Source organism: Phytopseudomonas dryadis (assembly GCF_004327355.1).
GTDB classification, from domain to species: domain Bacteria; phylum Pseudomonadota; class Gammaproteobacteria; order Pseudomonadales; family Pseudomonadaceae; genus Aquipseudomonas; species Aquipseudomonas dryadis.
Genome location: NZ_QJUM01000002.1, coordinates 134,235 through 158,700 on the forward strand (window position 1 = coordinate 134,235; position 24,466 = coordinate 158,700).

26 protein-coding genes are annotated in these 24,466 nt (G+C 63.7%); 8 read left to right on the forward strand and 18 right to left on the reverse strand.

Annotation, left to right across the window (positions count from 1 at the left end; all coding sequences use genetic code 11):
- Positions 1 to 114 precede the first annotated feature (114 nt).
- Both DNK34_RS02135 and DNK34_RS02140 read right to left on the reverse strand, forming a co-directional pair.
- Positions 115 to 681 (reverse strand): DUF1285 domain-containing protein, encoded by a 567-nt coding sequence (locus DNK34_RS02135; protein ID WP_131174504.1) that lies wholly within the window; start codon positions 679 to 681, stop codon positions 115 to 117.
- A 9-nt stretch (positions 682 to 690) separates the two neighbouring features.
- Entirely contained in the window at positions 691 to 1,293 is a 603-nt protein-coding gene (locus DNK34_RS02140) for a DUF4823 domain-containing protein (protein WP_131174505.1), read from the reverse strand.
- A gap of 233 nt (positions 1,294 to 1,526) precedes the next feature.
- On the opposite strand from DNK34_RS02140, the gene DNK34_RS02145 reads away from it, so the two are divergent.
- A complete protein-coding gene (locus tag DNK34_RS02145) occupies positions 1,527 to 3,542 on the forward strand; it encodes a hybrid sensor histidine kinase/response regulator (RefSeq protein WP_165496981.1) in 2,016 nt (671 codons plus the stop codon).
- A 9-nt stretch (positions 3,543 to 3,551) separates the two neighbouring features.
- On the opposite strand, the gene DNK34_RS02150 is transcribed toward DNK34_RS02145, so the two are convergent.
- On the reverse strand, positions 3,552 to 4,190 hold the full coding sequence (locus DNK34_RS02150; protein ID WP_131174507.1) for a TetR/AcrR family transcriptional regulator: 639 nt from the start codon (positions 4,188 to 4,190) through the stop codon (positions 3,552 to 3,554).
- A 74-nt stretch (positions 4,191 to 4,264) separates the two neighbouring features.
- On the opposite strand from DNK34_RS02150, the gene DNK34_RS02155 reads away from it, so the two are divergent.
- The gene (locus tag DNK34_RS02155) at positions 4,265 to 5,398 is read left to right on the forward strand and encodes an aminotransferase class V-fold PLP-dependent enzyme (protein WP_131174508.1); all 1,134 of its coding nucleotides are present in this window, start codon (positions 4,265 to 4,267) and stop codon (positions 5,396 to 5,398) included.
- A 477-nt stretch (positions 5,399 to 5,875) separates the two neighbouring features.
- On the opposite strand, the gene DNK34_RS02160 is transcribed toward DNK34_RS02155, so the two are convergent.
- The 13 genes from DNK34_RS02160 to DNK34_RS02220 all read right to left on the reverse strand — a co-directional run bounded on the left by DNK34_RS02160 (position 5,876) and on the right by DNK34_RS02220 (position 16,052).
- Positions 5,876 to 6,658, reverse strand: a complete 783-nt coding sequence (locus tag DNK34_RS02160) for a TatD family hydrolase (RefSeq protein WP_131174509.1) — start codon at positions 6,656 to 6,658, stop codon at positions 5,876 to 5,878.
- Between the two features lie 84 nt (positions 6,659 to 6,742).
- Positions 6,743 to 7,099 (reverse strand): PilZ domain-containing protein, encoded by a 357-nt coding sequence (locus tag DNK34_RS02165; protein ID WP_003245164.1) that lies wholly within the window; start codon positions 7,097 to 7,099, stop codon positions 6,743 to 6,745.
- 34 nt (positions 7,100 to 7,133) lie between these two features.
- Positions 7,134 to 8,120 (reverse strand): DNA polymerase III subunit delta', encoded by a 987-nt coding sequence (locus tag DNK34_RS02170; RefSeq protein ID WP_131174510.1) that lies wholly within the window; start codon positions 8,118 to 8,120, stop codon positions 7,134 to 7,136.
- Positions 8,113 to 8,745: a dTMP kinase gene (gene tmk / locus DNK34_RS02175; RefSeq protein ID WP_131174511.1), complete on the reverse strand. Its 633-nt coding sequence runs from the start codon at positions 8,743 to 8,745 to the stop codon at positions 8,113 to 8,115. The genes DNK34_RS02170 and tmk overlap by 8 nt, the downstream gene beginning before the upstream one ends.
- A complete protein-coding gene (mltG, locus tag DNK34_RS02180; protein ID WP_131174512.1) occupies positions 8,742 to 9,806 on the reverse strand; it encodes an endolytic transglycosylase MltG in 1,065 nt (354 codons plus the stop codon). The genes tmk and mltG overlap by 4 nt, the downstream gene beginning before the upstream one ends.
- Before the next feature lie 3 nt (positions 9,807 to 9,809).
- Positions 9,810 to 10,622, reverse strand: coding sequence for an aminodeoxychorismate lyase (gene pabC, locus DNK34_RS02185; protein WP_131174513.1), 813 nt, complete (start codon positions 10,620 to 10,622; stop codon positions 9,810 to 9,812).
- Positions 10,622 to 11,866, reverse strand: a complete 1,245-nt coding sequence (gene fabF / locus DNK34_RS02190) for a beta-ketoacyl-ACP synthase II (protein ID WP_131174514.1) — start codon at positions 11,864 to 11,866, stop codon at positions 10,622 to 10,624. The genes pabC and fabF overlap by 1 nt, the downstream gene beginning before the upstream one ends.
- A gap of 214 nt (positions 11,867 to 12,080) precedes the next feature.
- Positions 12,081 to 12,317 carry an acyl carrier protein gene (gene acpP / locus DNK34_RS02195; protein WP_003245177.1) on the reverse strand — a complete coding sequence of 79 codons (237 nt, stop codon included), beginning with the start codon at positions 12,315 to 12,317 and terminating at the stop codon, positions 12,081 to 12,083.
- Positions 12,318 to 12,512: 195 nt separating this feature from the next.
- Positions 12,513 to 13,256, reverse strand: a complete 744-nt coding sequence (fabG, locus tag DNK34_RS02200) for a 3-oxoacyl-ACP reductase FabG (protein WP_131174515.1) — start codon at positions 13,254 to 13,256, stop codon at positions 12,513 to 12,515.
- 14 nt (positions 13,257 to 13,270) lie between these two features.
- A complete protein-coding gene (fabD, locus tag DNK34_RS02205) occupies positions 13,271 to 14,209 on the reverse strand; it encodes an ACP S-malonyltransferase (RefSeq protein ID WP_131174516.1) in 939 nt (312 codons plus the stop codon).
- 99 nt (positions 14,210 to 14,308) lie between these two features.
- Entirely contained in the window at positions 14,309 to 15,325 is a 1,017-nt protein-coding gene (gene plsX / locus DNK34_RS02210) for a phosphate acyltransferase PlsX (protein WP_131174517.1), read from the reverse strand.
- 3 nt (positions 15,326 to 15,328) lie between these two features.
- Positions 15,329 to 15,511 (reverse strand): 50S ribosomal protein L32, encoded by a 183-nt coding sequence (rpmF, locus tag DNK34_RS02215; RefSeq protein ID WP_025167420.1) that lies wholly within the window; start codon positions 15,509 to 15,511, stop codon positions 15,329 to 15,331.
- 13 nt (positions 15,512 to 15,524) lie between these two features.
- Entirely contained in the window at positions 15,525 to 16,052 is a 528-nt protein-coding gene (locus DNK34_RS02220) for a YceD family protein (RefSeq protein ID WP_131174518.1), read from the reverse strand.
- A gap of 112 nt (positions 16,053 to 16,164) precedes the next feature.
- Between DNK34_RS02220 and DNK34_RS02225 the strand changes: the two genes are divergently transcribed.
- The 5 genes from DNK34_RS02225 to DNK34_RS02245 all read left to right on the forward strand — a co-directional run bounded on the left by DNK34_RS02225 (position 16,165) and on the right by DNK34_RS02245 (position 21,593).
- Entirely contained in the window at positions 16,165 to 16,743 is a 579-nt protein-coding gene (locus DNK34_RS02225; RefSeq protein WP_131174519.1) for a Maf family protein, read from the forward strand.
- Positions 16,744 to 16,959: 216 nt separating this feature from the next.
- Positions 16,960 to 17,928 carry an aliphatic sulfonate ABC transporter substrate-binding protein gene (locus DNK34_RS02230; protein ID WP_131174520.1) on the forward strand — a complete coding sequence of 323 codons (969 nt, stop codon included), beginning with the start codon at positions 16,960 to 16,962 and terminating at the stop codon, positions 17,926 to 17,928.
- Positions 17,928 to 19,154: an acyl-CoA dehydrogenase family protein gene (locus DNK34_RS02235; RefSeq protein ID WP_131174521.1), complete on the forward strand. Its 1,227-nt coding sequence runs from the start codon at positions 17,928 to 17,930 to the stop codon at positions 19,152 to 19,154. Before DNK34_RS02230 ends, DNK34_RS02235 begins: the two co-directional genes overlap by 1 nt.
- 116 nt (positions 19,155 to 19,270) lie before the next feature.
- Positions 19,271 to 20,197 carry a sulfurtransferase gene (locus DNK34_RS02240; RefSeq protein ID WP_131174522.1) on the forward strand — a complete coding sequence of 309 codons (927 nt, stop codon included), beginning with the start codon at positions 19,271 to 19,273 and terminating at the stop codon, positions 20,195 to 20,197.
- 238 nt (positions 20,198 to 20,435) lie between these two features.
- Positions 20,436 to 21,593, forward strand: coding sequence for a YeeE/YedE family protein (locus DNK34_RS02245; protein WP_242675260.1), 1,158 nt, complete (start codon positions 20,436 to 20,438; stop codon positions 21,591 to 21,593).
- 97 nt (positions 21,594 to 21,690) lie between these two features.
- On the opposite strand, the gene DNK34_RS02250 is transcribed toward DNK34_RS02245, so the two are convergent.
- On the reverse strand, positions 21,691 to 22,230 hold the full coding sequence (locus DNK34_RS02250; protein ID WP_131174524.1) for a hypothetical protein: 540 nt from the start codon (positions 22,228 to 22,230) through the stop codon (positions 21,691 to 21,693).
- 239 nt (positions 22,231 to 22,469) lie between these two features.
- Between DNK34_RS02250 and DNK34_RS02255 the strand changes: the two genes are divergently transcribed.
- Positions 22,470 to 22,904, forward strand: a complete 435-nt coding sequence (locus DNK34_RS02255) for a hypothetical protein (protein WP_131174525.1) — start codon at positions 22,470 to 22,472, stop codon at positions 22,902 to 22,904.
- Between the two features lie 207 nt (positions 22,905 to 23,111).
- Here DNK34_RS02255 and DNK34_RS02260 read toward each other — a convergent pair whose 3' ends face one another.
- Positions 23,112 to 23,888 carry a hypothetical protein gene (locus DNK34_RS02260; RefSeq protein WP_131174526.1) on the reverse strand — a complete coding sequence of 259 codons (777 nt, stop codon included), beginning with the start codon at positions 23,886 to 23,888 and terminating at the stop codon, positions 23,112 to 23,114.
- Positions 23,889 to 24,466: the final 578 nt, after the last annotated feature.

The following is a 24,466-nucleotide window of genomic DNA, read 5'->3' on the forward strand; positions in this document are numbered from 1 at the left end:
GAGGTCGACGCTCTTGGTTTTCCGCTCTTCTGTAGGCGCTCCCTGCTCCTGCAAAAACCTTATCTGATCGGCATTGGACCTCGGGAGCCTTTTTCTTGAGCCTGTGGCAAGCGTCTATTCCAACGGGCCGATGGGGAAGAACACCCCGCCGCTCCATACGCCCAGCCACGACCGCCCCTCTATTTCACGCGATTGCGCCAGTTCGACCAACTGGTAGAAGACATTGCGATGGATCAGTGCCTCCAGGTTGCTGCGCACATGCACATAGGGCGACGGCTCCTGGGTGAGCGGATCGATTTCGACCCGTATGCCGTGCTCGGCGCCAGCCTCGACCTCGTCTTCGACATTGGTGACGAAGCGCAGCACCTGATGCTCGCCCTCGCCGCTCACCTGCAGGGCCACGGCGACGAAGGGGGCATCATCGACCTGGATGCCGACCTTCTCCACCGGCGTGACCAGAAAATAGTCATCGCCATCGCGGCGGATGATGGTCGAGAACAGCCGAACCATCGGCTTGCGCCCGATCGGTGTGCCCAGATAGAACCAGGTGCCGTCGCGGGCGATGCGCATGTCGATGTCACCGCAGAAATCCGGGTTCCACGCGTGCACCGGCGGCATGCCCTTGCTGCCGGCGGGTGGAATCTGCGCCAGCAGATCGCCGGCCTTGCCCGTGTCGCTCATCGCCTCTCCTCAGCGGCTGAAACCCAGCAGCCTGCGTGCATAATCTTCCAGTGGCGGCCTGATCAGTTCATCCGGCTTGGCATCGTAGAACGTCATGAATCCGCCGCGGCTGCGGATCCGCGCCGTATCGACAAGATAGCGGGTATTGGTCTCGATCAGCATCAATTGAATCACGCTGCGATCGGTGCCAAGGCGATCGAGCGCTTCCTGATCCTCCCACTCCTCCAGGGTGCCGATACGATCGTCGGCGTAAGCGAAGCGGGTATACAGCAGATAATGGGCGCCAGCCGTGCGCGCCTCGCCCATGGCCTCCTCGAGACCTACGGGGGCGCGAGCGCGGCGAACCATGGGGAAATATTCGACGAACCCCTTGAAGGCTTCCTCGGCCACCACGTTGGGCCTGGGGTAACCATTTCCGGAGGGGACGAAATGCCCCTGAGCGATGTAGATGAACGAATCGGCCTGCAGCCGCCAGGGGCTGGCTCGACGTACACTGCTGTGATCCAGCACACCGGCGTCGCGCAGGTGATAGGTGGCGCCATCAGCCATATCGCTGATATTCATGCAGCCACCCAGGCCCAGCAGCATCGCAATGACGAACAGACTACGCATGGTGAACTCTCCCGGCGTCGGTGACGGAAAACCGACGAATAGCTGCTCCAAGCAGGTTTCGCGCCAGCTCTCGCGAGGCAGGCGCCAAGCCGGAAAGCGTGACGGCGTTCCCGTCACGCCCATTCGCCATGCAACATTCAGGCTGTCGGAGTTGTCGTAACGCTGGATGAACCAGGTACCGACCGATAATGCCCATGACCAACCCGCAAGCCATAGCCGCCGCAGAGAGGACCATGCAGCAACGAGTGCTCGAGCATGCCTGGCACACCACCCCTCTCGGCCCCCGCGCTAGCTGGCCGGCCACGCTGCGTGTCGCCGTGGAAATGGTGCTGGCCTCCAGGTTCCCCCAGTGCCTGGTCTGGGGGCCGCAGTTGATCACCATCCACAACGACGCCTTCGGCACTCTGCTCGGCGACAAACCGGATGCCCTCGGCCGCCCCTTCAGCGACGTATGGAGCGAAAGCTGGGACAGTATCGCCCCCATCGCCGAGCGCGCTTTCCAGGGCGAGGCCACGTTCATCGAAGACTTCCCGCTGCAGGTCATGCGCCGCGGCTATCCCGAGCAGGCCTATTTCACCTTCTGCTACAGCCCGGTGCGCGACGAACAGGGGGTCGTGCTGGGCATGCTCGACACCGTGGTGGAAACGACGGAAAAAGTCATCATCGAGCGTCGTTTGCTGGAGAGGCAGCAGTATCAGGAAGAACTCAACCTCAGCCTCGAACGCCGGGTGACGCAACGTACCCAGGAGCGCGACAGCATCTGGCAGAACTCCCGCGACCTGCTCGCCACCATCGACGAAGAAGGCCTGCTGCGCACCCTCAGCCCATCCTGGCAGCGCAGCCTGGCGCACCCCGTGGCAGAACTGGTCGGCAGGGCCTTTCTCCAGCTGGTGCACGCCGACGACCTCGACGCCACCCGGCGCCATCTTTGCCAGTTGCCGGAAAGCGGTGGCGCCCACTTCGAGAATCGCTGCGCCCATGCCGATGGTTCCTGGCGCTGGATATCCTGGTACCTGACCATCGAACACGGGATTACCTACGCCTATGGCCGCGATATCAGCGAGGAGAAAGAGCAGGCCCTCGCCCTGGCCCAGGCCGAGGAGCAATTGCGCCAGGCGCAGAAGATGGATGCCGTGGGCCAGCTCACCGGCGGCCTGGCCCATGACTTCAACAACCTGCTGGCCGGCATCATCGGCAATCTGGAACTGCTCGACAGCCGGCTCAATAAAGGCCGCATCGAGGGTCTCGAACGCTACACCAGTGCCGCCCTGGGCGCGGCCAATCGCGCCGCCAGCCTGACCCACCGCCTGCTGGCCTTCTCGCGGCGGCAGACCCTCGCGCCCAAGCCGACCAACGTCAACCGGCTGATTCACGAGCTCGAGGAACTGTTGCAGCGCACCGTGGGCCCGCATATCCGCATCGAGTTCTCGGCGACGGCCGATCCCTGGATCGTGCTGGTGGATCCCAATCAGCTGGAAAATGCCGTCCTCAACCTGTGCATCAACGCTCGCGACGCCATGCCCGATTCCGGGCTGCTGTGCATCGGCACCCGCAATCTGTCGCTCGACCACGAGCAGGCCAGGGTGTATGGCCTGGCCCCCGGCGAATACCTGTCGCTGCACGTACGCGACAATGGCAGCGGCATGCCTCCCCATGTCATCGAACGCGCCTTCGACCCCTTCTTCACCACCAAGCCCACGGGCAAGGGCACCGGCCTGGGGCTGTCGATGATCTATGGCTTCGCCCGTCAGTCCGGCGGCATGGTACGCATCGAGTCGACATTGGGCAGCGGTACCCTGGTGCAACTGTGCCTGCCGCGCAATCACCGCCAGGAAGACACCCCCTGTGCGCCAGCCAGGCCCGAGGAAAATCCCAGGGCCGCACCGGGCAAGACCATTCTGGTCATCGATGACGAAGCGACACTGCGGCAACTGGTCAGCGAGGTTCTCCAGGAGCTGGGCTACAACACCCTGCAGGCCGCGGATGGCCCGAGCGGGCTGCGCATCATCCAGTCGGGCGTGCCCATCGACCTGCTGATCAGCGATGTGGGACTGCCGGGAGGAATGAACGGGCGCCAGGTGGCCGATGCGGCCAGGCAGCTCAGGCCGGCGCTCAAGGTGCTGTTCATCACCGGCTATGCCGAGAACGCGGTGATGGATGCCGGCGATCTGGACGCCGGCATGCAGGTACTGACCAAGCCATTCGAAATCGACGCCCTGGCCAGCCAGGTGACGCAACTGGCGGGCTGACCGCCAGGCTCAGGGGGCGGACGTGTCGCTGTCGCGCTTGCGCTTGTTGCCCATGCGCACGCCGATATCCATGAGGAACTGGAAGAAGCCCTCCTGATCCTCCAGCACATTGCTCCAGAACGGCGAGTGGTACAGCGCCACCGCGCCGTGCACCAGCGCCCAGGCCGCGCAGTAATGGAAATACGGCGGCACGTCCTCCAGCTTGCCTTCGGCGATGCGGCCCTTGATCAGGTGGGTCAGACGCTCGAAATTGGAGGCGCGGATCTTGTGCAACTGCTCGACCAGTTCCGGCACCTGATTGCCCTTGACCACTTTCTCTTCCAGGCGGTCGAACAGGCGATAGCGCTGCGGATCACGCATGCGGAACTCGAAGTAGGCGCGCGACAAGGCCTCCTTGTCGCGGTCGATGTCGGACGAATGCAGCAGCTCGTTCAAATCGCGCTCGTAATCGAGCATCAACCGCAGATAGATCTCGGCCTTGGACTTGAAATGCTTGTAGATGGTGCCTTTGCCGATACCCACGGCGTCGGCGATCATCTCGACGGTGACGCTGTCTTCCCCCTGATCGAGGAAGAGTTTCAGCGCGATGTCGAGAATTTCCTGCTCGCGGCGACGAAACTCACGGATCTTGCGGGGTTCTTTCTGCATAAGGAAATTACGAGGTCGAAATTCAAGCCGAGTATTATGCCTAACTAACACCAAATTGCACGGATCATCCGCTCATGTCTGCCATTGCCAACGAGTTTCCCCAACTGCCGAACCTGCGCTACCTCAATCACGCAGCCGTCTCTCCCTGGCCGACCCGCACCGCCCAGGCGGTTCAGCGCTTCGCCCAGCAGAACGTGCAGATCGGTGCTCGCGACTATGCGGACTGGCTGATCGTCGAACGTAACCTGCGCGAGCGCCTGGCACGCCTGCTCAATGCTCCGTCACGAGCCGATATCGCCCTGCTCAAGAACACCTCCGAGGCCTTGTCGTTGGTGGCCTTCGGCCTGGACTGGCAGCCTGGCGACCAGGTCGTCATCAGCGACGAGGAATTCCCCTCCAACCGTATCGTCTGGGAGGCGCTGCAGCCCCAGGGGGTCGAGGTCATACAGGTCAGCCTGGCCGACGGCGATCCGGAAGCCGCGCTGCTGGCTGCCTGCGGCCCACGCACACGGCTGATGGCGATCAGCGCGGTGCAGTACGCCAGCGGCCTGCGCCTGGATCTCCAACGCCTGGGCACAGGCTGCGAACAGCGCGGCGTGCTGCTGTGCATCGACGCCATCCAGCAACTGGGCGCCCTGCCCTTCGACGTTCAGAGCAGTCGCTGCGCCTTCGCCATGGCCGACGGCCACAAATGGCTGCTGGGGCCTGAAGGTCTGAGTGTGTTCTATTGCCGCCGCGACCTGCGCGAACGACTGAAGCTGCACGAATATGGCTGGCACATGCTCGAACATGCCGGCGACTACGATCGCGACGACTGGCAACCGGCCCGCAGCGCCAGGCGTTTCGAGTGCGGCAGCCCGAACATGCTGGGCGCCATGGCGCTGGAGGCGAGCCTGTCGCTGCTCGAGGAAGTCGGCATGGCACAGGTGGAAAACGATCTGCAGGATCGCGTCCAGCTTCTGCTCGACGGCCTGGGCGCCATGAACCAGGTAACCCTGTACAGCCCGGTGGCACGTGAACGACGCAGCGGTATCGTCACCTTCGCGCTGGCCGGCTGGGACAATCAGGCACTCTACCAACGCCTCAGGGCGCAGCAGGTGATCTGCGCCCCGCGTGGTGGCGGCATTCGCCTGTCACCGCACTTCTATACCGAACCCCGGGTGATCGAGGAGACCCTGCAGCTGCTGCGGCAACTGGTCACAGAATGAGCACTCAGCAACGGCAGCGGTATTCCAAATCCGTTTAAGCAAGGGCGCGCCATGCCTGGACGTTCCCCGCATATCGCCAATACTTGTGGAGACTGGCGTGGCATATCCCCCCAAGTGTCCCGCCGGTCGGAGTGCCGAGGATCGAGCACTTCGCTTGACTCCTAATGGTCTTGACCCGGATTCCGCCCCCAGAAGCCGGGTTTTTTTTATGGCCTGCCATCCCTGGCGGCCACCCTTCGGGCCGTCGCAAGCGACGTTAAAAATGGCTCCCGGCCATTTTTTATGGCCCGCCCCCCCCCTGGCGGCCAACCTTCGGGCCGTCACAAGCGACGTTAAAAATGGCTCCCGGCCATTTTTTATGGCCTGCCATGCCTGACGGCCAGCCTGCGGACCGTCACCAACGACGATTCGATGCGAACACGCCGCTACCGCGCGAAAGGCACCCGGCTGGTTCCGAACGGAAGACGTTCCCGGGCCTCAACGAACCCGGGCCAGCGGAAAGAGGCGCTTGAAGTTGTCGCCGGTCTGCTCGGCCAGTTGCTCGTAACTCACGCCACGCAGCGTCGCCAGGTACTCGGCGACATCGCGCACGTACTCCGGCAGGTTGGGCTTGCCGCGATGGGGGATGGGCGCCAGGTAAGGCGAGTCGGTCTCCACCAGCAGTCGATCGGCAGGCACCTGGCGGGCGACCTCGCGCAGGGCGTCGGCGTTGCGGAAAGTGACGATGCCGGACAGCGAGATGTAGAAGCCGATGTCCAGCGCCGCCCGGGCCATTTCCCAGTCCTCGGTGAAGCAATGCAGTACGCCGCCCTGGGGCAATGCCGCCTCGCGCAACAGCGCCAGGGTGTCGGCGCGCGCTTCGCGGGTGTGCACGATGACCGGCTTGCCGGTGAGCTGCGCCGCCTGCAGATGCAGGCGGAAGGCCTGCTGCTGCAGTGCCGCGGCCTCCGGCTCGTAGTGATAATCCAGGCCGGTTTCGCCGATGGCCACCACGCCCGGGTGGTCCAGTTCACCCAGCAACCAGTCCAGCGCCAGCGCGCTACCCGGTTGCAGATCCAGCGGATGGATGCCCACCGAACAATCGACGTCGCGGTAACGGCCGGCCAGCGCCCGGACGGTGGCGGCATTCTCGGCGCTGACGCCGATGCAGAGGAAATGACCGACGCCTCGGGCACGGGCGGCGTCCAGCGCCGCGTCGAGCGAACCGCCACGGGCGGCGAGATCGAGCCGGTCGAGGTGGCAATGGGAATCTATGAGCATTGGGGAAGCCTCGAGCTGCAGGCGCCAGGCCGCAAGCGACGCCGATGCCTGCCTGTCACTGGTGGCTGGTAGCGCGTGCAGCTGTTACATCGTATGGGTCGGGCGATCCGACTTGAGGGCGCCGGCCAGGTAGGTTTCGATCTTGTTGCGCGCGGTATTGTCACCGTCGTTGAACTGCACGCCGACACCCGCCGCGCGATTGCCCTGGGCACCCTTGGGGGTGATCCACACCACCTTGCCGGCCACCGGGATCTTTTCCGGCTCATCCATCAGGTTGAGCAGCATGAACACTTCATCACCGAGCTTGTAGCTCTTGTTCGTCGGAATGAACAGGCCGCCATTCTTGATGAATGGCATATAGGCGGCATAGAGCACGGACTTGTCCTTGATGGTCAGGGACAGAATACCGTTACGCGGGCCCAGATTGGGTGGCAAGCTCATGCGGGGTTCCTGATTTCATGACGAGAGACCGATTCTAGCCCGGTCCCGGCAGGCTTGCCCACTGCACCAGCAAGGCTTCGAGAAGCAGAGCACGGTTGAGGTTGGCTTTGCCCAGCACTTTCTGCCGTTGTTGCAGCAGCCAGTCCTGGATCTGCAACACCTTGCCCTGGGGCGTCTTCTGCGCCAGGTACTGCACGACCTTGCGCATATCGGCCTGGCCGAGCCCCTCTTCATCCTCGGTCAATTGGTAGCGCAGCATCCGTTGCGACCAGTCGCAGAACCAGTCGAACAGCAATGGCAAGGCCACCGCGTTCCAGCTCTCGGCCAGTTGGCTGGGCGATATCTGTTGCTTGAGCAACTTCTTCACCCCTTCCACCACCAGCGCCCGCTGCTCGCGCACGCCCTGAGCCTGCATGCGCGCGGCGGCCAACGGCGATCCGGCGGCCAGGTACAACAACTCGTGGCGCTCCTCCTCGCTGCTGTCCGGCAACGCCTCGGCCAGCCAGAGCAGGCTCGCGGTCGCGTCCGGCAGCGGGCAGGCCTGCTGCACGCAGCGGCTTTTCACCGTCGGCAGCAAGCGGCTCGGCTGGTGGCTGATCAACAGCAACACGGTATCGCCGGAGGGCTCCTCCAGGCTCTTGAGCAAGGCATTGGCGGCATTCAGGTTCATCGCCTCGGCCGGCTCGACCAGCACCACCTTGCGCCCGCCGAGCTGGGCCGTCTGCACGACGAAATTGACCAGCACACGCACCTGGTCGACCTTGATCGGCTTGTCGGCCTCCTCCGGCTCGAGGATGAAATTGTCCGGATGACTGCCGGCGGCCAGCAGGTGGCAGGACTTGCATTGCCCGCAGGGCTGCAGATCGGCGGGTTTCTGGCACAGCAGCAACGCCATCAGGCGTTCGGCCATGGCCCGTTTGCCGATGCCCGCAGGACCGTGCAGCAGATAGGCGTGAGCATGCTGGGCGCGTCCGGCCAGTTGCTGCCAGAGCGCGGCCTGCCAGGGATAGACGTCAGCCACGGCACAGCTCCAGCAAGCCCGGCAGCAGGGCATCCAGGTCGCGCTGCACGGCCTCGAGCGGCTGTGCGGCATCGAGGATGCGATAGCGCTGGGGCTCGCTGGCCGCGCGCTGCAGGTAGGTGCTGCGCACGGCGTCGAAGAACGCCCGGCCTTCCTGCTCGAAACGATCCAGCCGGCCGCGGGCCGCCGCACGCGACAGCCCCACCTCGACCGGCAGGTCGAAGACCAGGGTCAGATCCGGGCGCAGCGCGCCCTGGACGAACTGCTCGAGCACGGCGATACGCTCGTGATCGAGGCCGCGACCGCCGCCCTGGTAGGCGTAGGTGGCGTCGGTGAAGCGGTCGCACAGCACCACGCTGCCACGTTGCAGGGCCGGGACTATGACCCGTGCCAGATGCTGGGCGCGTGCGGCGAACACCAGCAGCAGTTCGGTATCGCTGGCCATGGCTTCATCGCTCGGCGCCAGCAGCAAGTCGCGCACCCGCTCGGCCAATGGCGTACCGCCGGGCTCGCGGGTCATCAGCACATCGATGCCCTGCTCGCGCAGGCGCGCCGCCAGGTATTCGCGGTTGGTGCTCTTGCCGGCGCCTTCCGGGCCTTCCAGGGTGATGAACAGACCGCTCACTGATTGTCCTTACTGATAGGTTGGCTGGCAGGTGCCGGGCTCGAGCGATAGTCCGCACGGCGGTTGAGCTGGTACTCGCGCACGGCGCGGTTGTGCGCCTCGAGGGTCTCGGAAAACACGTGGCTGCCATCGCCGCGCGCGACGAAGTACAGGCTCTTGCCAGGCACGGGATGCAGGGCCGCATGGATGGCCTCACGCCCGACCAGGGCGATCGGCGTCGGCGGCATGCCGTCGATGGTATAGGTGTTGTAGGGCGTCGGCTCGCGCAGGTGCTGGCGGGTGATCCGCCCCTGGTAGCGCTCACCGAGGCCGAAGATGACGGTCGGATCGGTCTGCAGGCGCATGCCGGCGGCCAGGCGCCGGACGAACACCCCGGCGATCTCGCCACGCTCTTGCGGCACGCCGGTTTCCTTCTCGATCATCGAGGCCATGATCAGCGCCTCGTAGGGATTCTTGTAGGGCAGCGCTTCGGCGCGCCCCTGCCATTCCTCGTCCAGTACCAGCTGCAGGCGGGCGTAGGCCTGCTTGAGCAGTTCCAGATCGGTCATGCCGCGCACGTAGCGATAGGTATCGGGGAAGAAGCGGCCTTCGGGGTTGACGCCCGGCTGCCCCAGGCGCGCCATCAGTTCGGCGTCGCTGAGGTCGCTCAGGGTCAGCTCCAGCTTGGTCTGCCGGGCCAGCGCCGCGCGCACCTGGCGGAAGCTCCAGCCCTCGACCAGGGTGAGGCTGTACTGCACCACCTCGCCACGCCGCCACAGATCGAGCATGTCGCGTACCTTGAGATCGGGAGTCAGGCGGTATTCGCCGCTGTGCAGCGGCTGGCCCTGCAGGTTGAAACGCCAGTACAGACGCAGCCACAAGGCATCACGCAGCACGCCATCGGCCTCCAGGCGATTGAGCACGCCGCCCGGGGTGGCCCCGGCGGGTACTTCGATCAGGCGTTCCTCGCCGAGGTTCAGCGGCTGTTCGAGGGCGGAGTGCTGCTGCCAGGCGATCAAGGCCAGCGACAGAGCGGCCAGCACCACGCCACCTTCGAGCAACAACAGTAATTTGCGAATCACGAATCAGCAGTCCAGTAGATGACGGGCAATGGCCTGCAGTTTACGGGTGAGCGGCCCCACCGGCCAGTGACGTCCCTGAAACTCGCGCACCGGCCAGACCCCATAGAGGCTGTTGCAGAGCATGACCTCATCCGCCGCCAGCAGCTCGTCCAGCTCGATGTCGCGTACCCGGCAGCGCAGACCAAGGGCTGCGGCCCGTTCCAGCAACTCGCCACGCATCACCCCGGCCACGCCACAGCGGCGCAGATCCGGCGTCGACAGCACGCCGTCATGGCCGACGAACAGGTTGCTGTAGACCCCTTCGATCACCCGGCCGGAAACATCGCGCATCAATCCTTCGGCATGTTCGGCGTCCTGCCATTCGGCCCGGGCCATGACCTGCTCGAGGCGATTGAGGTGCTTGAGCCCGGCTAGCAGGGGCTGCTCGGCCAGGCGCACGCTGCAGGGAAACAGGCACACGCCCGACAGCGCATTATCGGCAGGATAAGCGGGCATGGCACTGGCCTGGAGGATGCGCCGCGGCGCCGCGGCCGCCGGGGCATAACCACGCAGGCCATCGCCACGGGTGACGATCAGCTTGGCCACGCCCTCGCCAACCTCGCCGCAGAACGCCAGCAGCTCGGCGCGCATCCGTAGCGGGTCGAGGGGAATATGCAGGCGCGCGCAACCATCGAACAAACGCGCGAGATGACGCTCCAGCAACAGCGGGCGGCCGGCACGCACCGCCAGGGTCTCGAACAGGCCATCACCGTAGGCCAGGCCGCGATCCTTGAGAGAAAGCGACTCGGCCTCACGCCCGTCGACCCAGCTGTGCATCAGTCGACGAACCGACGGAAAACCAGCGAGCCGTTGGTACCACCAAAACCGAAGGAGTTGGACAGCGCCACGTCGATCGGCATCTTGCGCGCCTGATGCGCGACGAAGTCCAGGTCACAACCTTCGCCCGGCTCGTTCAGGTTGATGGTCGGCGGTGCGACCTGATCACGCAGAGCCAGCACGGTGAAGATCGCCTCCACCGCTCCGGCGGCGCCCAGCAGGTGGCCGGTCATCGACTTGGTCGAGCTGACCGCCAGCGTCTGGGCATGTTCGCCGAACACCGACTTGATCGCCGCCACTTCGGCCTTGTCGCCTGCCGGCGTCGACGTGCCGTGGGCATTGATGTACTGGATCTCGGCGGCGCTCACTCCGGCATCGCGCAGGGCATTGGCCATGCAGCGGGCGGCGCCTGCGCCATCATCTGGTGGCGAAGTCATGTGGAAGGCATCGCCACTCATGCCGAAACCGACCAGCTCGGCGTAGATGTGCGCGCCACGCGCCTGGGCATGCTCCAGTTCCTCGAGCACCAGGGTACCGGCGCCGTCGGCCAGCACGAAGCCGTCACGGCTCTTGTCCCAGGGGCGACTCGCCGTAGCGGGATCATCGTTGCGCGTGGACAGCGCACGCGCGGCGGCAAAACCACCGATGCCCAGGCCACAGGCGGCCATTTCCGCACCGCCGGCCACCATCACGTCGGCCTCGCCATAGGCGATGTTGCGGGCCGCCATGCCGATGCAGTGCGTACCGGTGGTACAGGCCGTGGAAATGGCGTAGTTCGGCCCCTGCAAGCCCAGATGGATGGAAAGGAAGCCGGAAATCATGTTGATGATCGAGCCGGGCACGAAGAACGGTGAAATACGCCGCGGCCCCTGCTCGTGCAAGGATCGGCAATTGTTCTCGATATTGGTCAGCCCGCCGATGCCGGAACCGATGGCCACGCCGATACGCTCACGGTTGGCGTCGGTGACCTCCAGACCGCTATCGCGCACGGCCTGGAAACTGGCGGCCAGCCCGTACTGGATGAACAGGTCGAGCTTGCGCGCCTCTTTGGCGGACAGGTACTGCTCGACATCGAAATTCTTCACCGAACCACCAAAACGGGTGGTGTAGGCGGAAAGATCCATGTGTTCGATCAGGCCGATGCCACTGCGGCCGGCCAGAATGCCCTGCCAGCTGCTCGGCACATCGTTACCCAGCGGCGACAACATGCCCATACCGGTAACCACGACGCGTCTACGCGACACAGCAATCTCCTCTTATTGGGTTTTTCGACGCCGGGATGCGCCTGGCAGGCCTTTGCCCAGGCAGGATAGACATCCGGCGGTGGCTTCAGGCGCAATCATGCCCCTGAATACGCTGACAGGCGCCGTCGGCGCGTCCTGTGCAGCGGGCCGTCAAAGAAAAGCCGCACGCCTTTACAGACGTGCGGCTTTTCCGAGTCGGGAAACGACGATCAGCTTATTGCGCGTGCGCAGTCACGTAATCGATGGCTTCCTGGACAGTGGTGATCTTCTCGGCTTGCTCGTCCGGGATCTCGGTCTCGAATTCTTCCTCGAGAGCCATCACCAGCTCAACGGTGTCAAGAGAGTCGGCACCCAGGTCTTCAACGAAGGAAGCGCTGTTGGTTACTTCTTCTTCCTTCACGCCCAGTTGCTCGGCAACGATTTTCTTGACGCGCTCTTCGATGGTGCTCATACGGTGTTTTCACTCCTATTGGACAAATCCAGCCAGCTGGTTGTGCGGGCAAGTGTATAGAAAGGGTTTTCAGCATTTCAAGCTGAATGCCAGTGCCCTCAGGAACACGTCAACGATCCGTCTATAAACCTGTTGCAACTTTATAACCAATTTTAGACAGCATCTATGACAGATTTCTGAAGGCCCAGGTCACATTCAACTCATGTACATCCCGCCATTCACAGGGATAGTAGCCCCTGTGACATAAGCTGCACCATCGGAAGCGAGAAAAGCGACCACCTTGGCGATCTCTTCAGCCTGCCCCAGACGGCCCAGCGGAATCTGTGTCAGCAACGCCTCACGCTGCGCCTGCGGCAACTCACGGGTCATGTCGGTATCGATGAAACCCGGTGCCACCGCATTCACGGTAATCGAGCGCGAACCGACCTCACGGGCCAGCGCACGACCGAAACCTTCCAGGCCGGCCTTGGCCGCTGCGTAATTCACCTGGCCGGCGTTGCCCATGGCACCCACCACCGAACCGATGCTGATGATACGCCCGAAACGCGCCTTGGTCATGCCGCGCAGCACAGCCTTCGACAAACGATAGAGGCTGTTGAGGTTGGTATCGATGACGTCATACCACTCGTCGTCCTTCATGCGCAGCATCAGGTTGTCACGGGTGATGCCGGCATTGTTGACCAGCACCAGCACCTGACCGAAATCCTTCTGGATCTTTTCCAGGGTGGCCGCGACGGATTCGTCGTTGCTCACGTCGAGCATCAGGCCAGTGCCTTCGATGCCGTTTTCCTTGAGGGTGGCGGCGATGCGCTCGGCACCCGCCTCGGACGTTGCGGTACCGATGACCACGGCCCCCTGACGCCCCAGCTCCAGGGCAATCGCCTGGCCAATGCCGCGGCTTGCGCCAGTGACCAGGGCAACCTTACCTTGCAGACTCATACTCTTCTCCTCGTTCAAGCCAGTGCCGCGCGCGCGGCGGCAAAGGCTTCAGGGGTGTCCAGGTTGTGCGTGTTGACGCCCTTGACACAACGCTTGTTCAGACCCGAAAGCACCTTGCCCGGGCCGCATTCGACCAGATCGGTCACGCCCTGCCCGGCAAGACAGACCATCGACTCGACCCAGCGCACCGGGCTGTAGAGCTGCGCCAGCAGGTCGCGCTTGAGGGTCTCGAGATCGGCCACGACCGCGGCGCTGACATTCTGCACCAGGGCAATCTGCGGCGCCTGCCAGGCGATATCGGCGACGGCCGCGGCGAAACGCTCGGCAGCCGGACGCATCAGCTCGCAATGGGACGGCACACTGACCGGCAACGGCAAGGCACGCTTGGCGCCACGCGCCTTGCACGCCTCGACGGCACGGGCGACAGCGGCTGCGCCGCCAGCGATCACCACCTGGCCCGGGGCATTGAAATTGACCGCGCTGACCACCTCACCCTGCGCCGCTTCGGCACAGGCGGCCAGCACGTCGGCATCCTCCAGGCCGAGAATGGCGGCCATGCCACCCTGCCCGGCCGGAACGGCCTGCTGCATCAGTTGCCCGCGCAGCTCGACCAGCTTCACCGCCTCGGCGAAGCCCAGGCTACCGGCGGCAACCAGCGCGGAATATTCGCCCAGGCTGTGCCCGGCGACATAGGCCGGGCGCGCACCACTCTCGGCCAGCCACAGGCGCCACAGGGCAACGGAGGCGGCCAGAATGGCCGGCTGGGTCTTGTCGGTCTGGTTCAGTTGCTCTTCCGGGCCTTGCTGGGTCAGCGCCCACAGGTCGTAACCCAGCGCAGCGGAAGCCTCGGCAAAGGTGTCGAGAATCAGCGCATGTTGCGCGCCATGCCCGGCCAGCATGGTCAGGGCTTGCGAACCCTGACCGGGAAAGACGAATGCGAGGGATGCAGACATGTAACGGTTCCCTTAGTGGTCTTGTCGTCGGAAAAATTGACACCTGCCTCGGCAAGCGCTCGAAAACTGAAATTTTGGATGGCGGCCCATCCCAAGTGGTCACATATTACGGATCAAGTGCTCAATCCGACCACTCAGTCGCTGCGGCAAATTCTCCTGCACATCGGTCATTGCCCTGCGAATGGCGCTCTTTATACCATCCGGCCCGGCACTGCCGTGACTCTTCACCACGATACCCTGCAGACCGAGAAAACTCGCGCCATTGTGGCGCGCAGGCGCCAGCTCGCTACGCAGATGACGCAGCAGCGGCAACGCCAGCAGGCCCGCGACGCGCCCCAGCAGCGTGCTGCGAAACAGCGCCTCGAGCCGCGACACGATCATGGTCACCAGCCCTTCGCTGGACTTCAGCAACACGTTGCCGACGAAACCATCGCACACCAGCACATCGGCATCGCCGCGATACAGCCCGTCACCCTCGACGAAGCCGACATAGTTGAGCCCCTCTATACCCTCGAGCAGCGCAGCCGCCTGCTTGACCTGCTGATTGCCCTTGGTTTCTTCGCTACCAACGTTGAGCAGACCGACCCGCGGCGATACCGTGCCCTGCACTTCGGCAGCCACCGCCCCCATGATCGCGAACTGGCACAGGTGTTCGGCGGTACAGTCGACGTTGGCTCCCAGATCCAGCAGATGGCAGACGCCATTGCGACTCGGGATGGCCGCGATCATCGCCGGCCGGTCGATACCCGGCAGGGTCTTCAGCACATGCCGCGACAGCGCCATCAGGGCACCGGTATTGCCAGCACTGACGCAGGCATGGGCGCGCCCGTCGCGCACCACTTCGAGGGCCACGCGCATGGAGGAGTCCGGCTTGCCGCGCAGGGCCTGGCCTGGACGCTCGCCCATGTCGATGGACTCGGCAGCGTGCTCGATCTGCAGGCGCGAGCGATCGACGTCGGGAATTCCAGCGATCAGGGTTTCGATAAGGGAGGCTTGGCCGACGAGAACCAGGTGCAGCGAGGGGAAATCAGCCAGGCAGGCGACGCTGGCCGGAACAATGCAGTGGGGACCGAAGTCCCCACCCATTGCATCAATCGCGATGATCGGAGCGGACAAGGATTACTCGTCAGCGCCCTTGTCGATCACCTTGCGACCACGGTAAACGCCTTCCGGCGATACGTGGTGGCGCAGGTGAACTTCACCGGTGCTCTTCTCCACGGACAGAGCGTTACCCTCGAGGGCATCGTGCGAACGACGCATGTCGCGGGCGGAACGGGATTTTTTGTTCTGCTGAACAGCCATAATTGATTAACTCCTAAACGTTTGGGTCACGCTTTAACTGTGCCAATACACTGAACGGGTTGGACCGCGTTACCTCGTCCTCGCTCGACTCGGGCTCTTCAAGGCCCGCCGGCTGCTGGCAATCTTCTGGGTCATGTACCGGCACGATGGGCAAGGCGAGCAACAGCTCATCCTCGACCAGCGCCAGCAGATCCAACGGATCCTCACCCAACTCCAGTACGTCATAGCCTTTCGGCACTGACTGGGTATTGGCGCCCTCCTTCACCACAGCGTAATCACACTCGCTGTGAATCGGCAGAGCAACCAGATCCAGACAACGCTGGCAAACCATCTTGACTTCGACCTCCAGCGAACTGTGGATCACCACAGCATGCCGCTCGTCACGCTCGAAAGAGAACTTCGCACGCACGCTACCGCTGTTATCAGCGAGAGGATCGCAGAGCCTCGACAAATCAGCCAGCGGCACATCACCCTGGAGGGTGGCGCCACGATCAGCAAGTTTGCGCGGATCAACGTGAGGTGGAATCGGGCCATTTGACATAGGCGCCGCATTCTAGGGATGCAACTGGCCGCTGTCAAAGGAAATTCAGCCTGTCCAGCGCCCTGGTCGACGGCTAGAATCCTGCGTCCGATCGCCTGTCAGGACAACGCCGATGCTGCCGCTGGTACTCGCTTCCAGTTCCCCCTATCGCCGCGAGCTGCTGGCCCGCCTGCGCCGCCCCTTCGAATGGGCGGCACCCGCCATCGATGAAAGCCGCCGGGAGGGCGAAACCGCCTCGGACATGGTTCGCCGGCTGGCTCAGGAAAAGGCCCGGGTTCTGGCCGGGCGCTATCCGCGACACCTGATCATCGGTTCCGACCAGGCCGCCGTGCTCGGCGATCAGATACTCGGCAAACCGCACAGCCATGAACGGGCCCATGCCCAGCTGTGCGCGGCCAGCGGCAACAGCGTGACCTTTCTCACCGGCCTGGCGCTGCTCGACAGCGAACGCGACACATGCCAGGTCGATTGTATCGCCTATACCGTGCACTTTCGCCAGCTCAGCGCCACGCAGATCGATCGCTACCTGCGGGCCGAGCAGCCCTTCGACTGCGCCGGCAGCTTCAAGGCAGAAGGCCTGGGCATCAGCCTGTTCCGCGGCACCGAGGGTAGCGACGTCACCAGCCTCATCGGTCTGCCGCTGATTCGCCTGGTCGACATGCTGCAGCAGGCCGGCATCGAGGTGCCCTGATCCCCCTCGGCTTGCCACTGCCTATAAAGGACATGCCGTGGACACGCCGCATTCCATGCTGCGAAACCATCTAAGCTAATTCATTTAAATTATTTGTTTAGATTTTTTTAGATCGTCTAGTTTGTACATACCGGATCACCGGACCCCTGCCAAACCCAGAAGCGTCCCGTGACCCGCCACTCGTAGATGGCTGGCACGTCATCCATGAGGTCTGTCATGCCCCAGTTCCGCCACGCGCTCCCCCGCGCTCTGTTTTCCACCGGCCTGCTGCTCGGGCTCCTCACCCTGTTGCCCCAGGCCAACGCCGAAACCCTGCGCATCGGCTACCAGAAATCCTCGACCCTGATCAGCATCCTGAAGAGCCAGGGCACGCTGGAAAAGGCGTTGAGTGCCCAGGGCATCGACATCAGTTGGCATGAATTCCCCAACGGCCAGCCCCTGCTGGAATCGTTGAACGTGGGCAACATCGACCTCTCCGCCGATGTCGCCGATACGGTGCCGGTGTTCGCCCAGGCCGCCGGTGCCCAGCTCATCTATTTCGCCCAGGAAGCGCCTTCGCCCGCCGCCCAGGCCATCATCGTGCGCGGGGATTCGCCGATCCACAGCCTGGCCGACCTCAAAGGCAAGAAGGTCGCGGTGACCAAGGCCGCCGGCAGCCACTACCTGCTGATCGCCGCACTGGCCAAGGCAGGGCTGAAATTCAATGACGTGCAGCCCGCCTACCTGACGCCCGCCGACGGCCGCGCCGCCTTCGAGAACAAGCGGGTCGACGCCTGGGTGACCTGGGAGCCCTTCCTCAGTGGCGCCCAGCAGCAACTGCCCACCCGCACCCTGGCCGACGGCGAGGGCCTGGCCGACTACCAACGCTATTACCTGACCAGCACGCGCTTTGCCGAGGCTCACCCACAGGCGCTCGAGGTGGTATTCGCCGAACTGGTCAAAACCGGTGACTGGCTGCGCGCCAACCCACGCCAGGCCGCCGAACTGCTCGGCCCACTGTGGGGCAACCTGGACCCGAGCATCGTCGAAAAGGCCAATGCACGTCGCAGCTATCAGGTACGCGCCGTACAACCGGACAGCCTGCAGGAGCAGCAGAAAATCGCCGACGCCTTCTTCGCCGAAGGCCTGCTGCCCAAGCCGGTGGACGCACTGGATGTGGCCATCTGGCCGGCGGAGAAACCCTGATGAGCGCCGAGCTCAGACCGGCTTTCGATACCAGCCAGCCGCTGTTCGAACCGCGCCTGTTCCCCGCCGACTTCGGCAGCCGCAGCGTCAAGATCGAACGCCTGGCCCGTCGGCTGGCGGCCACCGCCGTAGAACGCGACCGGCGCGGCGGCAGCGCCCAACACGAGCGCCAACTGCTACGCGACAGCGGCCTGCTGACCCTGGCCATCCCGCAACAGTTCGGCGGCCAGGACGTACCCTGGCCGGAGATCTACCGTATCGTCCGCCACCTGGCGGCCGTCGACAGTTCCCTGGCCCACCTCTTCGCCTTCCAGCACCTGCAGGTGGCGACCATCCTGCTGTTCGGCAGCGCCGACCAGCAACGCCACTGGCTCGGCCGTACCGTGCACGAGCGCTGGTTCTGGGGTAACGCGACCAACGGCCGCGACAATGGCCTGACGCTCTCGCGACGCGAGGAACACTACGAGCTCAATGGCCACAAGTCGTTCTGCTCCGGCGCCCTGGGCGCCGATGCGCTGGTGGTCAGCGTTCCACGTGGCAATGCACCGCAGGATCGGGTCATGCTGGTACTGCCGAGCCAGCGCGAAGGCCTGGCGATCAACGACGACTGGGACGGTTTCGGCCAACGCCAGACCGACAGCGGCACGGTGCAGTTCGACTCGGTGTTCGTCGACAGCAGCGAGATCCTCGGGCCCAGCGGCATCAGCCCGCGTACGACGCTGCGCGCCTGCCTGTCGCAGCTGATCCTCACCCAGCTCTACCTGGGCAACGCCCAGGGCGCCCTCGATGCCGCCCTGCGCTACACCCGCGAGCAGAGCCGTGCCTGGCCGGGCTCCGGCGTGGATACGGCCAGCGCAGATCCGTTCATCCAGCAACGCTATGGCGAACTCTGGCTGCGCTACCGCAGCGCCCTGCCCCTGGCCGAAGCGGCCGCGCAGCGCCTGCAGGCGGCCTGGGAGAAACCGGCCCTGACCGCCGCCGAACGCGCCGACGTGGCCCTGGCCATCAGCGAGGCGAAAGTGGTCAGCGCCCGGGCAGCGCTGGATATCACCGCGCAGATCTTCGACACCATGGGCGCCCGCGCCACCAGTTCCAGCTACGGCTTCGACCGCTTCTGGCGCAACGTGCGCGTGCATACCCTGCACGACCCGCTGGACTACAAGGTGCGCGACCTCGGCCACTGGCTGCTCAGCGGCCAGGGCCCGACGCCATCGCTGTATGGCTGAGGCCCGGCAAGCGAATACCACAAGGAAGCAACAGGGAGGGAGCACAGCATCGACGAACCCATGCAGAGCGACCATTCGAAGCAAGCCCTTACTGCCTAAGTACAAGGAGAGTCACCATGCGCATCCGATCATTGCTGGGCGCTGGCGTCGTTGCCGTCTCGGCGCTGCTATCCGCCGCACCGAGCTGGGCCGCCAGCGAATTCCTGGTCAGCACCGACTGGCTGGAAAAGAATCTCGACAACCCCAAGGTACGCATCATCGAGGTCAGTGTGGTGCCGGGCGTATATGAACGCGGCCATATTCCCGGCGCCGTCAACCTGGCCTGGCACAGCGACCTGGTCGACCCGGTGAAACGCGACATCGCCAGCCAGGAAAACCTGCAGAGCCTGCTGCGCAAGGCCGGCGTATCCAGCGACACCACCACCATTCTCTACGGCGACAACAACAACTGGTTCGCCGCCTGGGGCGCCTGGGTGTTCGACGTGTACGGCGTGCAGAACGTCAAACTGCTCGATGGCGGCCGGGTCAAGTGGGAAGCCGAGAAACGCACCCTGAGCAATCGCGCCAGCACCCCGCCCGCTGGCGACGTGACGCTGAAGGCGGCCAACCAGGCGCTGCGTGCCTACCTGCCGGACGTACTGGCCGTGGCCGAACAACGCAGCGATGCGAAACTGGTGGATATCCGCTCGCCGGACGAGTTCAACGGCAAGGTCTTCGCCCCCCAGGGCGTGCAAGAACTGGCCGTGCGCGCCGGCCACGTGCCTGGCGCGGTGAACGTGCCCTGGGGTGAGGCGGTGGCCGCCGACGGCACCTTCAAATCGGCCAATGAGCTGAAGCAGATCTACGCCGCGGTCGGCATCGACGGCAGCAAGCCGATCATCACCTACTGCCGCATCGGCGAGCGCTCCAGCCACACCTGGTTCGCCCTGAAGAAAATCCTCGGTTACGAGGTACGCAACTACGACGGCTCCTGGACCGAATACGGCAATGCCGTCGGCGTACCGGTAGTCAACGTCGCCGGGACGGTCTGGGGCGGCAAGTAACCGCTAGCGATCAGCGATTCCTTTTATGGGGCGGGCGCGCCAGACATGGCGTCCGCCCCTTTTTTGTGAGGCCACTGCCCCGGGTATCGCTTCGCTCCACGCCGCTCTACAAACCACGTCCCGTCGCCTGGGTTGAGCGAAGCGATACCCAGGGTTTGTCCCCGAAGCAGCGTTAACCTCTTCAATCTTAACGTCCCCGATTCCACCCAACGGACAACCGTCAATGGAGCAGCGTCCCATGCTCACCTTGCGCACCGGCAGCGCCACCCTGATCTTTTTCGCCCTTGCCATAGCAGCCTGGCTGCTGGCCACCCCCAGCAATGAAGGACGAGCCCTGAGTTTCTCCCTGTTGGCCGGCACCCTGTTCGGCGTCCTGCTGCAACGCTCGCGCTTCTGCTTTCTCTGCGTGAGCCGTGACTTCATCGAACAGCGCGACCCTCGTGGCCTGCTCGGCATCCTCGCCGCCCTGGCCGTCGGCACGCTGGGCTATCACGCCGCCTTCGGCGCCTTCCTGCCAGACCCTAGCAGCGGACGCCTGCCGCCCGACGCCCATATCGGCCCGCTGAGCTGGGTGCTTGCCCTGGGCGCCGCGATCTTCGGTCTCGGCATGGCCGTTTCCGGCTCCTGCATCAGCGCCCACCTCTATCGCCTCGGCGAAGGCGCCTTCGCCTCATTGTTCGCCCTGATCGGCGCGCTGCTGGGCTTCGTGCTGGGCTTCCTGTGCTGGAACACCCTGTACCTGGCCAGCATCCAGCAGGCTCCGGTGGTCTGGCTGCCCGGCCATCTGGGCTACGGCGGCTCATTGCTGGTGCAACTGGCGGTGCTCGGGCTGCTGGCCCATCTTCTGCTGCGTCATCGCGCCCCCCAGGACGGACAGCCACCTGCAGCCGGCCTGCGCGGCTTGCTGTTCGGACAGCGCTGGCCAACCTGGGTGGGCGGGGTGCTGATCGGCACGCTGGCCCTCGCCGCCTACCTGCGCGTCGGTCCGCTGGGCGTCACCGCCGAGCTGGGCAGCCTTTCGCGCACAGCTGCCAATGGCCTGGGCTGGCTACCGGAGCGCCTGGAAGGCCTCGACGGCTTTTCCGGTTGCGCCACCGTGGTGAAGCAAAGCCTGCTGTCGAACAACGGCCTGTTCGTGATCGGCCTGGTGCTGGCCGCCTGGGCCAGCGCCCTGCTCGCTGGCGACTGCAAACCGCACTGGCCGAGCCTGGGCGAAGCGCTACGCAACCTGCTCGGCGGTGTGCTACTGGGCTGGGGCGCCCTGCTCGCCCTGGGCTGCACGGTCGGCACCCTGCTCTCGGGCATCATGGCCGGCGCCGCCTCCGGCTGGCTGTTCGCCCTGTTCTGCCTGCTCGGCGTAGTGGCCGGCTTGCGTATCAGGCGAGCACTGGCCTGACGGCGATAACTCGTGGATCGGTAAAGCGCGATTCCCCTGTGCCTGCGGCTTGGCGCCTGACGCTTTCCTTCACACCGTGCTCCATTGCCAGCCACTCCTAGAGCTTGGCCGTAGCGAACTGCAACCAGATGGAAAACGCGCCCAGAATGCACCAGAACACCGTGAACAACCACGGCGTGCGCAGCGAGAACAACAGCGACTTGTAATAGCTCTCCTCGTTCGACTCCCGCTCGCAGAACAGCGGCGAGTCGTCGTAGGCCTGGCCGAACTTGGGGTCGCTGCGCAGCAGTTGCTCCTGCTTGAAATGCCAGTGCCCGATGATCGCCGCCGACGCCTTGATTCCCGGCCAGGCATGCAGCGAGCTGATCCCGCCAAGCAAGGCCAGCAGCACCGGTACCACCAGGGTGAACAGTTCCCCCCAGTTGGGATTGAGGTTGGCCATGGACGAGGCGTAGGCGATCACCAGAAACGACTGTGCCGACAGATAGGCATTGGTGCGGTTGGACAACAGACTGGTTTCGTACTGGATTTCCCGGCGATAGAAATCCAGCCGCTCTTTCGGGGTGCCGAACATCAGTGCCTCGGAAGCGGAGTCCGCGGCAGCTTCAGGGGTATGGGGAATGATGACTCTGGACACGCTCGGTACCCCTCACGACAGGATTGCCTGTTAGAGAAACACCGGCCGACGCAGTTCAGGTTTCCGCTTTCGCACTACACTTGCAGAGCAAGCCGAATTCGCTCGACCGAGTAGTTGCGGTACCAGCGACAGCCACTGCCGACCTTGCGACTGAGGCAGCCAGTCCGAAGCGTGGCAGCGACAGCGCAGAAAAATCGGCGCCTGCGCCAACTAACAACAACACGGACAGGAGCACGACCATGGCCGAGTACCGGATCTACCTCAATGACGAACTGCAGTGCAGCACCACGTCCCAGCCCCTGGCACAGGCGGCCTGGCACCGCTCATCCCGCGACCGGAAGACAGCCGAAAATGCCGGCCTGGTACGCATGCAGGTCGGCAACACGCTGGTCGCCGAAATGCATCCCGAAGCCGATGCCGGCCAGCCATGGCCGGATGGCCGTGAACACCAGGTCAATCTCAACGACGTACTCGACAGCCTACTGCTCCTGCTGCAACACGACGGCTGGAATCATGCCGCACTGGCCAAAGCCCAGAGCGACTATGGTCTGAAGACCGACGCACAACAGATCGCAGCCCTGCAACAGACCGAGCGAAACAGACGCCCGGCCATCTCGGTCGCCGAAGTGAAGGTGCTGATCGACGCCGTGCTGGCGGAAAAACAGCGGGGCTGAGGCTCAAGGTCATCGCCGCCGGGGCCTGATCCGACTGGCACCGCCCCAAGAAGCAGGTGGATGCCTGGCGTCGCTCACGCTGACAACCGGTAAAGATCACCGGCCGCGATTGCCACCAGGACCGGCATCAGGCACTCACGCAAGCCGGCCCAGGCCCTGTCCGTCAACCTGCGGAGCTGACGCAACGGCATGAACCGACAGCTACGGTTAACCCGCGTCCTTGCGCCGAGTCCGCTCATTGACGACGCGTGCACGGCGGAAGTTCCAGCCTAGAAACAGCCGCGAAGCGAGGTTGTCGCGGCTGTGCGGTTCCCCGTAATGCAGCAACACGGTAGAGCGCAGCGCTTTTGGATCACAGGGTTCATTGGCGTGAAGCGATCGATAACCCCAGAAAAAATAGGCATTGCCCGGGACGATCTTGATCTTGACCGGTTTGAGCCAGCCGCGCTCGACGGCGAACGTTACCAGCTTCTGGGTCAGCGTATTTTGCATGACCGCCTTTTCCAGAATGTTGAAGTACAGATTCGAACGAATATTGCGCAGATTCGGGAAAAAGATGAAATCCCCGCAATAACGGCCCTCGGTAGGGGTGACGAGCGGAATAAGCGCGGTCAACGCGGCGGCGTCGTAGTGAAAATAATACGATTCGCGCTTGCCGGTCTGGCCTTGCAGGCAACGCAAGGCAGGAAAGATATCCGGAGAACGCGGTGGCTGGCCGATCCCGGTTTTGTAGATTTGCCGGAACAGGTTCATCACCCGGGGCGATACGCTCATCTGTTCGAAGATACTGCCCCTTACCGCGTCTTGGCCTTGCAGGGCAAAATACTCGTGGTCATGCCGCTCCACCTCGTAATTCACATGCTTGCAGGCGGCCTCCAACTGCTCTTCGGACAAGAAACCCTCGATAACGGCATAACCCTGTTGCTCCATTTCGTTGACGATGCGAGGCACAAATTGCGGGTCGGCTTTCAGAAAAGTGGACATTTGTGGTCGCTTCCTTAAATGATGGTTCGACGGTCAGGCTTATCTAGAGCGTTTGTTTCTTATATAAATACCCTCAGGCAACAACGGGAATTTCCTGCATGGTCATTATTATGAAAGACCATTCGCAGCGTAATGACCAACCGCTAGCTCCGCCGAGTTGGCGATAACCTTATCGCCCAGCGGGCTCTGCACCTGAAACACGCATAGGCTCGCAGTCCTGTAGATGGTGTAATGCTGCACTTCGCCACGCTGACGGACGAACGGTACAGCGGCTGCCCTGCGCATGAGCCGGCCGTGGATGCTCGCCTAAGTAGCTCTACAGTGCCCCTCTCCCCTATAACTCCTCCAGATACCACCTGCCCACAGGGGTCCGTAGCTTTGCAGGAAAATCGAAGACCCGAGCAACCCCGACAGGCTACTTATCGGCGCCCTTGAGGCAACAGATTACGGCCAAAATCAGCTGTGACACAAAAATCATGCACACCAAAAACAATCGCCCATAAAAAATCCAGTTACCGCTAATTGACTGGCTTTCTTGAGCGTTTTTTGCTCGAAACAGAGCAGCTCAAATTCTCTAC